Raw genomic sequence first — 8,470 nt, 5'->3', positions numbered from 1 at the left:
CTGACCCCTGGAACCGCGGTGGGGACGTCCGATCTACGGGTCAACATGAGTCCCGGCCGCCGGGTCACCGGCAGCCTCGAGGCCGACAACGCCGGCAACCGCTACACAGGCGCCTATCGCGGCGGCGGGACCCTCAACTTCAATGAGCCCCTCGGCCATGGCGATGTGGCTAGCCTGCGCTTCCTCACCTCGGGCTCGGGCCTGACCTACGTCCGCGGCGCCTACCAGGGTCGCCTCCAGAACGCCACCGTCGGGGTGTCCTACGCCTACCTCTGGTACGAGCTGGGCAAGGAGTTCAAGGCGCTCGACGCCAGCGGCACAACCGGGGTGGCCAGTGTTTACGCCAGCTATCCGCTGATCCGCTCCTACGACACCAACCTCTACGTGCTGGGCGACCTCTCCGCCAAGACCTTCACCGACAAGGTGGGCGCCACCAACTCGGTGGCCGACCGGTCCGCCCGGGTGGCAAGCGTCGGCCTGGCCGGCGACCATCACGACAGCCTGTGGGGCGGCGGCTGGACGTCCTTCGCCGTGAACGCCGGCTTCGGCGACCTCGACATCGAAACGCCTATCGTCCGGGCCAACGACGCCCTGACGGCGCGAACCCACGGCGCCTATCGCATCCTCTCTTTCGAGGCCGCGCGGCTGCAGGAACTGGGCGGGCCGGTGTCGCTCTACGGCCAGGCCAGGGGCCAGCTGGCTTCGAAGAACCTGGACTCCTCGGAGAAGATGGAGCTGGGCGGCGCCTATGGGGTGCGGGCCTATCCCGAGGGCGAGGCCTACGGCGACCAGGGCTACATCCTGAGCGCCGAGGCGCGCCTGCGGCTGGCGGCGCTCTCGGAGCGGCTGCGCGGACAGGTGCAGGCCTTCGCCTTCGTCGATCATGGCGAGATCACCCTCAACAAGAACCCCTGGTTCGCGGGCGACAACCACCGGACGCTCAGCGCCGCCGGCGTGGGCCTCTCCTGGGCGGACACCCAAAACCTGCTGGTGAAGGTCTCCTACGCCTTCAAGCTCGGCGACGAACGCGCCACCTCGGCTCCCGACCGCTCCGGCCGGGTCTGGGTGCAAGTCTCGAAGTTCTTCTGATGGCGGCGTCAGCACTCACCGCTAGCTCGCCTTCTGGCGTCAGGACCCCGCACATGTACGCGTCCCTTGGTACGACCGCTTCGACCCCCAGGCGCCGCGCCCAACGCCGGGGCTGGCTCGCCGCCTCCTCGGCGCTAGCGGGCACGCTGGCGCTGCTCCTCGGATCCAACGCCTACGCCCTGCCCACGGCGGGCGTTGTCGTCGCGGGATCGGCGACGGTCGCCGGGGCGCCTGGCAGCCTGACCATCAACCAATCGAGCCAGAACGCGGCGATCAACTGGCAGAGCTTCAACATCGGCGGCGGAGAAGCTGTGCAGTTCGTGCAGCCCAACGCCAGTTCCGTGGCCCTGAACCGGGTGCTGGGCGCCGACGCATCGACGATCCTGGGGCGGCTCTCGGCCAACGGTCAGGTGTTCCTGGTCAACCCGAACGGCGTACTGTTCGGGGCCGGCTCGCAGGTCAATGTCGGCGGGTTGGTGGCCTCCACCCTGGCGATCAGCGACGCGGACTTCATGGCCGGTAACCACCGGTTCTCCGGCGCCGGTCCGGGCGCCGTGGTCAACCGGGGCTCGCTCGTCGCCGACGGCGGCTCGGTGGTCCTGATGGGCGCCACCGTCAGCAACCAGGGGGTCATCTCTGCCAGGCTGGGCGCGGTCACCCTGGCGGCGGGAGCCGCCATGACCCTGGACGTGGCCGGGGACGGCCTCCTGAACGTGGCGGTCAGCGAAGGGGCGCTAGACGCCCTGGCCGAGAACGGCGGGCTGATCCGCGCCGAGGGTGGCCGGGTCCTGATGACCGCGCGCTCAGCCACCGGCCTGTTGCGCTCGGCGGTCAACAACACCGGCGTCATCGAGGCGCGCTCGCTCCAGAGCCACAAGGGCGTCATCGTCCTGATGGGCGACCTGCAGAGCGGCGTGGCCAATGTCAGCGGGACCCTGGACGCCAGCGCCCCCGACGGCGGCGACGGCGGCTTTATCGAGACCTCGGCCGCCACCGTGAACATCGCCGACGGCGCGAAGATCACCACCGCCGCGCCGCTGGGCGTCACCGGAACTTGGCTGATCGACCCGCAGGACTTCACCATCGCCGCGGGCGGCAACATATCGGGCGCAACGCTCTCCGCCCTGCTGGTGACCAGCAGCGTGGTCATCACCACCATGACCGGGCCCGACGCCACGACGCCTGGCACCCCCCCGGTCAGGACCCTGGGCACGGCCTCCCCCGGCAACGGCGACATCCACGTGAACGAGGCGGTCTCCTGGACGGCGACGCCCAGCACCACGACTTTGACCCTGAACGCCGAGCGCGACGTGAACGTGAACCGCGCGATCACCGCCACCAACGGCAACCTGGTGATCTGCTGCGGCCGCGACGCCAATGTGAACGCGGCCATCACCACCACCAACGGCAGCGTCCTGATCAGCGCCGGCCACGACGTCAACCTCGCCGGCTTCGGGGCCATCACGGTGACCGACGGCAACCTGGCGATCTGCGCCGGGGAAGACATCAACATCTCCTCCGCCATCACCCTCACCCGCGGGAGCAGCATTCCCGCGCAGAGCCTGGGCCTGGCGACTGGAATGACGCTGAACGCCGGCTTTAGCGGGATCGGTCCTGGGACCGCAGCCGGGACCTTGGTGTTCGCGGCCGCCGCGCCGCCGGTGACGGTCACCGGCCCCAATGCGCCGGTGACGATCACCTACAATCCGCCGTCTTACGCGGCTCCCACCGACTTCCTGCCCAAGTTCACGCTCACGGGCGGCTCGACCCTGACCCAGCGCATGCTGGTGTTCCCGAACGGCGACAAGGTGTTCGACGGGACCACCCAGGCGACGCTGACGGGCTTCCGCGGCACGTCCACGACGGGTCTCCCGACCGGCGTCACCCTGGTGGCCGGGCCAGGCGCCACGGCCACGTTCGACAGTGCCGCCGTGGGCGCCAACCGCGGCATCACCTTCAGCGGCTACACCCTCGCCGGGCCCGACGCCGCCCGCTTCGCCCTCCCGGCGGCCTGCTGCGTCGTCGCCCTGAGGACCACCGGGACGATCGCCGCCGCCCCCACACCGACCCCCACGCCGGTTCCGACGCCGACGCCCGTGCCGACGCCCACGCCCGTGCCGACACCGACGCCCGTGCCCACGCCGGTCCCAACGCCCACACCTGTGCCGACACCGACGCCGGTGCCCACGCCAACACCCGTGCCGACACCCGTTCCGACACCCACGCCCGTGCCGACACCTGCGCCGACACCGACGCCCGTGCCCACGCCGGTTCCGACTCCCACACCCGTGCCGACGCCAGTTCCGACGCCCGTTCCGACGCCCACGCCCGTACCGACACCTGTGCCGACGCCGACACCGGTTCCTGTTCCGACGCCCACACCTGCGCCCACCCCCACCCCGACCCCGGTCGCCGTTCGGGCCGGCCAGGTGGTTACGCTCGCGGCCTTGCCGCTCGTGGCTCTCGTTGACACGGCGCCCCAGGGCCTCCAGTTCGCCGTGCTGCAGGGCGGTGTCAGGATGCCGGTCTACCAGGAGGAAGCCGTCCAGCCTGCGCCGGTCGTCGTCCCGGTCGCCCCGGCGCCAGCGCCCTATGTGGCGCCGGTCTATGTCCCCAAGCAGGACCGGAACTAGGTCTCGGCATGGGTGGGGGAAACCTGCGGGCGCAGGCCCTGAAGCTTGCGGCCCTGGTCCTGGGGCTCAGCCTGGCCGCGACCGCCGCGCAGGCGGCCGGCCGGGCCGACTTCCAGGCCGAGGCCCCGTCAGGTGACGCTCGCAAGGTCGCCGACTGGGTGGTCGCCTCCGGCGACCATCTTGGCCAGCCCTTCGTGATCATCGACAAGGTGCAGGCCAAGGTGTTCGTCTTCAATCCCGATGGTCGCCTGCGCGGCGCCGCGGCCGCCCTGCTGGGCCTGGCGCGCGGGGACGACACCGTGCCGGGGATCGGCGAGCGCAAGCTGTCGACCATCACGCCTGGGGAACGCACGACGCCAGCAGGCCGGTTCGTCGCCTCGCTGGGCAAGACCCTGGGCGCCAAGGACATCGTCTGGGTGGACTACGCCGCGGCCATCTCCCTGCACCGGGTGGTCACCACGAACCCGAAGGAGCGCCGCGCCCAGCGCCTGGCCAGCCCCTCGGCCCTGGACAACCGCATCTCCTACGGCTGCATCAATGTGCCGGCTCCGTTCTACGACACGGTGGTGCGCCCGGCGTTCACCGGCACGAGCGGGATTGTCTACATCCTGCCGGAGGTCCACTCGATGGCGCAGGTGTTCCCGGCCTTGGTCGCCGCCCCCAGGGCGCCGGCGTCCTAGCGGCCTCGGATTACGGCTGAGCGGAGCGCGGCGATGGACCTGATCTGCTACCTGCACCCGGGCTGGCGCCCGATGATCCGACCGGCCGCGGCGCAGCGCCGGTGGATGGACGACACGCCGGAATCCTTCGCCTACCGCTGCCTGCCGCTAACCATCGCCAACGCCCACGGCTGGGAAGTGGCCACCCCCTGCGCCCTGGAGGCCTGGTGGGACGGCGGCACGGGGGTCGAGGCGGTGCACATCCAGGTGGAGGGCGAGGCCGATCCGGTGACCGCCCCAGTCTCGATCTTCGGCCAGGGAGTGCTGACCTTCCACGTGGCGGGGCTGTTCCGCACGCCGCCCGGCTGGAACCTATGGGTCGGCGGACCGCCCAACCAGCCCAAGGACGGCCTCTTCGCCCTCTCCGGCGTGGTCGAGACCGACTGGTCACCCTTCACCTTCACCATGAACTGGCGGTTCACCCGGCCGCACCACAAGGTGCGCTTCGAAGCCGGAGAGGCTATCGCCCACCTGTTTCCGGTGGAGCGGGCGGCGCTGGAGTCCTTCGAGCCCCGGTTCGCGCCGCTGGAGGACGCCCCGGAGCTGGCGGCATCGTTCCACGACTGGTCCCGATCCCGCGACGCCTTTCACCAGCAGATGGCCGACGACCCGCCTGTGAAGCCCGCCGACAAGTGGCAGAAGCACTACTACCGCGGCGTCGATCCGTCCGGGCGCTGCCCGATCGACGACCACCGGACGAAACTGCACGTCCGGCCTTTTCCGCCGCAGGACAGCAAGGGCGACTAGCCGCCGGCGCCGCGCAGATAGTCCAGGGCGGTCAGCGCCTGGGCGCGGACGCCCACCTCCAGGGCGCGCTCGTCCATGACATTGAAGAACGGCGAGTGGTTGACCCCGGCAGGAAAGCCGATGCCGAGGTTGTAGAAGAAGCCCGGAATCTTCTGCTGATAATAGGAAAAGTCCTCGGCGCCGGTGATGTAGTCGATCTCGCCGTTGACCTTGCCGCCGGCGGCCCGGGTGAGCGTCGGGGCCATGCGCGCCACCAGGGGGCGGTCGTTGGTTGTCACCGGGTTGGAAATCCCCCAGTCGATGCGGCCCTTGGCGCCATACCGCTCGGCGATGCTGGTGACGGTCTTCTCGATGCGGGACATCACGTCCTTGCGCAGCGCTGGATCGAAGGTCCGCAGCGTGCCGGCTAGGGTCATGTCCTCGGGGATGATGTTGTAGCGCACCCCACCGTGGATGGTGGCCACCGTCAGGATGGTGGGCGAGCGGGCGACGTTGATCTGGCGCGCGGCGATCTGGTTGAAGGCGGTGATGATGTCGGCGGCGGTGGACGCGATGTCGATCCCCGACCAGGGCTGGGCGCCATGGGTCTGCTTGCCCTTCAGGAAGACCTCGTAGCGGTCGGAGGCGGCCATCATCGGGCCTGCACGCCAAGTGAGCTGGCCGGGTTCCCCCGGACCCACGTGCAGGCCGAAGATGGCGGTCGGCGCGGGGTTGGCCAGCGCGCCCTCGGCGATCATCAGCGATGCGCCGCCCGCTTCCCCGGCCGGAGGCCCCTCCTCCGCTGGCTGGAAGATGAACACCACCGTGCCCGGGATCTGGTCGCGCATGGCGGCCAGCGCCTCGGCGGCGCCCATCAGGATGGCCACATGGGCGTCGTGGCCGCAGGCGTGCATCACCGGGGTCTGCTGGCCGTTGTACTCGGTGACCACCTTGGAGGCGAAGGGCGAGCCGGTCTGTTCGGCCACCGGCAGGGCGTCCATGTCGGCCCGCAGGGCCACCACGCCGCCGGGACGGCCACCCCTCAGCACACCCACCACGCCGGTCTTGGCGACGCCGGTGCGGACCTCGAGCCCTAAGGACCGCAGGTGGTCAGCCACCAGTTTGGCGGTGCGGACCTCGCGGTTGCCGAGCTCGGGATGCTGGTGGATGTCGCGGCGCCAGGCGACGACCTTGGGCTGGACCCGCTTGGCCGCGGCGAACACCGCGGCGTCGAAAGGGCCGGCCGGCGCCTGCGCCGCGGCTGGCGATCCCGCCGCCAGCGCCAAGGCCATGGCCGCCGCCGCCCACAATTGCCGCTTACCCATCAGTCTGCCCCCTGAGGTTGCACGATACGTCCGCCGGTCATGGGCTGCGTCACGCCGGTGGTCTTGGGAAACGAGATCGGCAGGCCGCGCTCTGTGCGCGCCGCCAGGTAAGCGAAAGCCTCTGCTTCGATGCTATCGCCGCGCCAGCCGTGATCCTCGGCGGTGGTCACCGGGGCCGGCAGGCGCGCGGCCAGCGCCTTCATGATCTCAGGATTGTGTCGTCCGCCGCCGGTGACCACCACCTCGCGGGGGGTCTGGCCCATCAGCTCAAAGGCCAGGCGCACGGCCTCGGCGGTGAAGGCCACCAGGGTCGCGGCGGCGTCCTCCAGCTCCAGCTTGTCCAGCGGCTCCAGGGAGAAGTCGTGGCGGTCCAGGGACTTGGGCGCCGGGGCCTGGAAGTAGGGGTGCGCCAGCAGCGCCCGGACCACGGCCTCGTTGGCCTTGCCGACGCTGGCGTAGCGGCCCCCGGCGTCGAAGCGGCCGGCGCCTCTGCTCTGCACCAGCAGGTCGATCATGCCGTTGCCGGGGCCGGTGTCGAAGGCGGCGATGTCCTCGCCGCCCGTCCAGAGAGTGACGTTGGCCACCCCGCCCACATTGAGCACCGCCACCGGCGCCTCCAGCCCCGACGCTGCGGCCCGAGCCAGGTGGTAGATTGGGGCGAGCGGCGCGCCCTCCCCGCCCGCCGCCACGTCGGCGGTGCGGAAGTCATGGGCTACCGGCCGGCCCGACAGGGTCGCCAGCAGCCCCGCGTCCCCCAGCTGGACCGTGCGGCCCGCAACGCCGTCCACGGGCCGCTCGTGCAGCACGGTCTGGCCGTGCATGCCGATCAGGTCGATATCGGCCCAGGTGAGCGCGTTGGCCGCCAGGAAAGCCTCCGCGGCGGCGAAGTGCTCCTGCGCGATGGCCTCCGCGGCCGGCGCGAACTCCGACGGCTCGGCCTGGCCGCGGGGCCACTGCAGGGCGGCCTGGGTGGCGGCCAGCACCAGGTCGCGGGTGGCGTCGGTAAGCTTGCGCTCGCCCGCCGGCCCCCACGCCGAGATCGTCTCACCATCGGTCTCCAGCACCGCCATATCGACGGCGTCGAGGGAGGTCCCGGTCATGAATCCCAGCACGCGCATGCCGGCTTGACTGCCACGGCTTCCGGCACGTAGCTAGCCGCCATGATCGGCATGACCGCCCCGACCGGCCGCTATTACCGCCTGCCCTAGCGACAGGCGGCCGATCCCTCGCGCCCGCCAACCGGCCGGCGCCCTTCCTGATCCAAGACGGCTCCGGCCTCCTCAACCCCAAGGAGCCCGCCATGTCCCTCGAAACACTCAAGCCCGCCGTGCTAGAGCCCGGCGACCGAAGTCCCGGGATTCCCGCCATGCCTGACCCAGAGTTCAAGTCGCCGTTCCTGCAGACCATGCAGGCGCGCGGCTACATCCATCAGATCACCCATCCGGTGGAGCTGGACGCAGCGGCCCTGGCTGGACCGGTCACCGCCTACATCGGCTTCGACGCCACGGCGTCCAGTCTGCACGTGGGCCACCTGATCCAGATCATGATGCTGCGCCGGCTGCAGCAGGCCGGCCACAAGCCGATTGTGGTGATGGGCGGCGGCACCACCAAGGTGGGCGATCCCACCGACAAGGAAGGCCAGCGCCCGCTGCTCTCCGATGAGCAGATCGACGCCAACATCGCGGCCATCAAGGGGACCTTCCAGAAATTCCTGACCTTCGGCGACGGGCCCACCGACGCCGTGATGGTGAACAACGACGAGTGGCTGTCCAGGTTCGGCTACGTCGAGTTCCTGCGGAAGTACGGCGTCCACTTCAGCGTCAACCGCATGCTGGCCTTCGACAGCGTCAAGCTGCGCCTCGAGCGCGAGCAGCCGATGACTTTCCTCGAGTTCAACTACATGCTGATGCAGGCCACCGACTTCCTGGAACTGGAACGCAAGTTCGGCTGCACCCTGCAGATGGGCGGCTCCGACCAG

The 8,470-nt window shown here is 70.4% G+C and carries 7 protein-coding genes; 5 read left to right on the top strand and 2 right to left on the bottom strand.

What is annotated here, in order from left to right:
• The 4 genes from ACLL81_RS00305 to ACLL81_RS00290 all read left to right on the top strand — a co-directional run.
• A partial coding sequence (locus ACLL81_RS00305; RefSeq protein ID WP_411286350.1) for a ShlB/FhaC/HecB family hemolysin secretion/activation protein occupies positions 1 to 1,089 on the top strand: 1,089 nt, incomplete at its 5' end.
• A 53-nt stretch (positions 1,090 to 1,142) separates the two neighbouring features.
• A complete protein-coding gene (locus tag ACLL81_RS00300; protein WP_411286349.1) occupies positions 1,143 to 3,722 on the top strand; it encodes a filamentous hemagglutinin N-terminal domain-containing protein in 2,580 nt (859 codons plus the stop codon).
• 8 nt (positions 3,723 to 3,730) lie between these two features.
• Positions 3,731 to 4,402, top strand: coding sequence for a L,D-transpeptidase (locus tag ACLL81_RS00295; protein ID WP_411286348.1), 672 nt, complete (start codon positions 3,731 to 3,733; stop codon positions 4,400 to 4,402).
• A 33-nt stretch (positions 4,403 to 4,435) separates the two neighbouring features.
• Positions 4,436 to 5,188, top strand: a complete 753-nt coding sequence (locus tag ACLL81_RS00290; RefSeq protein WP_411286347.1) for a DUF6065 family protein — start codon at positions 4,436 to 4,438, stop codon at positions 5,186 to 5,188.
• On the opposite strand, the gene ACLL81_RS00285 is transcribed toward ACLL81_RS00290, so the two are convergent.
• Together ACLL81_RS00285 and ACLL81_RS00280 are read right to left on the bottom strand one after the other, a co-directional pair.
• On the bottom strand, positions 5,185 to 6,492 hold the full coding sequence (locus ACLL81_RS00285) for an amidohydrolase (RefSeq protein WP_411286346.1): 1,308 nt from the start codon (positions 6,490 to 6,492) through the stop codon (positions 5,185 to 5,187). The genes ACLL81_RS00290 and ACLL81_RS00285 overlap by 4 nt on opposite strands.
• A complete protein-coding gene (locus ACLL81_RS00280; protein ID WP_411286345.1) occupies positions 6,492 to 7,610 on the bottom strand; it encodes an anhydro-N-acetylmuramic acid kinase in 1,119 nt (372 codons plus the stop codon). Before ACLL81_RS00280 ends, ACLL81_RS00285 begins: the two co-directional genes overlap by 1 nt.
• Positions 7,611 to 7,858: 248 nt before the next feature.
• Between ACLL81_RS00280 and tyrS the strand changes: the two genes are divergently transcribed.
• The coding region (gene tyrS / locus ACLL81_RS00275) for a tyrosine--tRNA ligase (protein WP_411286351.1) at positions 7,859 to 8,470 on the top strand (612 nt) is incomplete at its 3' end.

It is taken from the genome of Phenylobacterium sp., assembly GCF_046590535.1.
Lineage (GTDB): Bacteria > Pseudomonadota > Alphaproteobacteria > Caulobacterales > Caulobacteraceae > Phenylobacterium.
The sequence above is the reverse complement of the archived record's forward strand: the minus strand, read 5'-3'. Positions and strand labels throughout refer to the sequence as shown.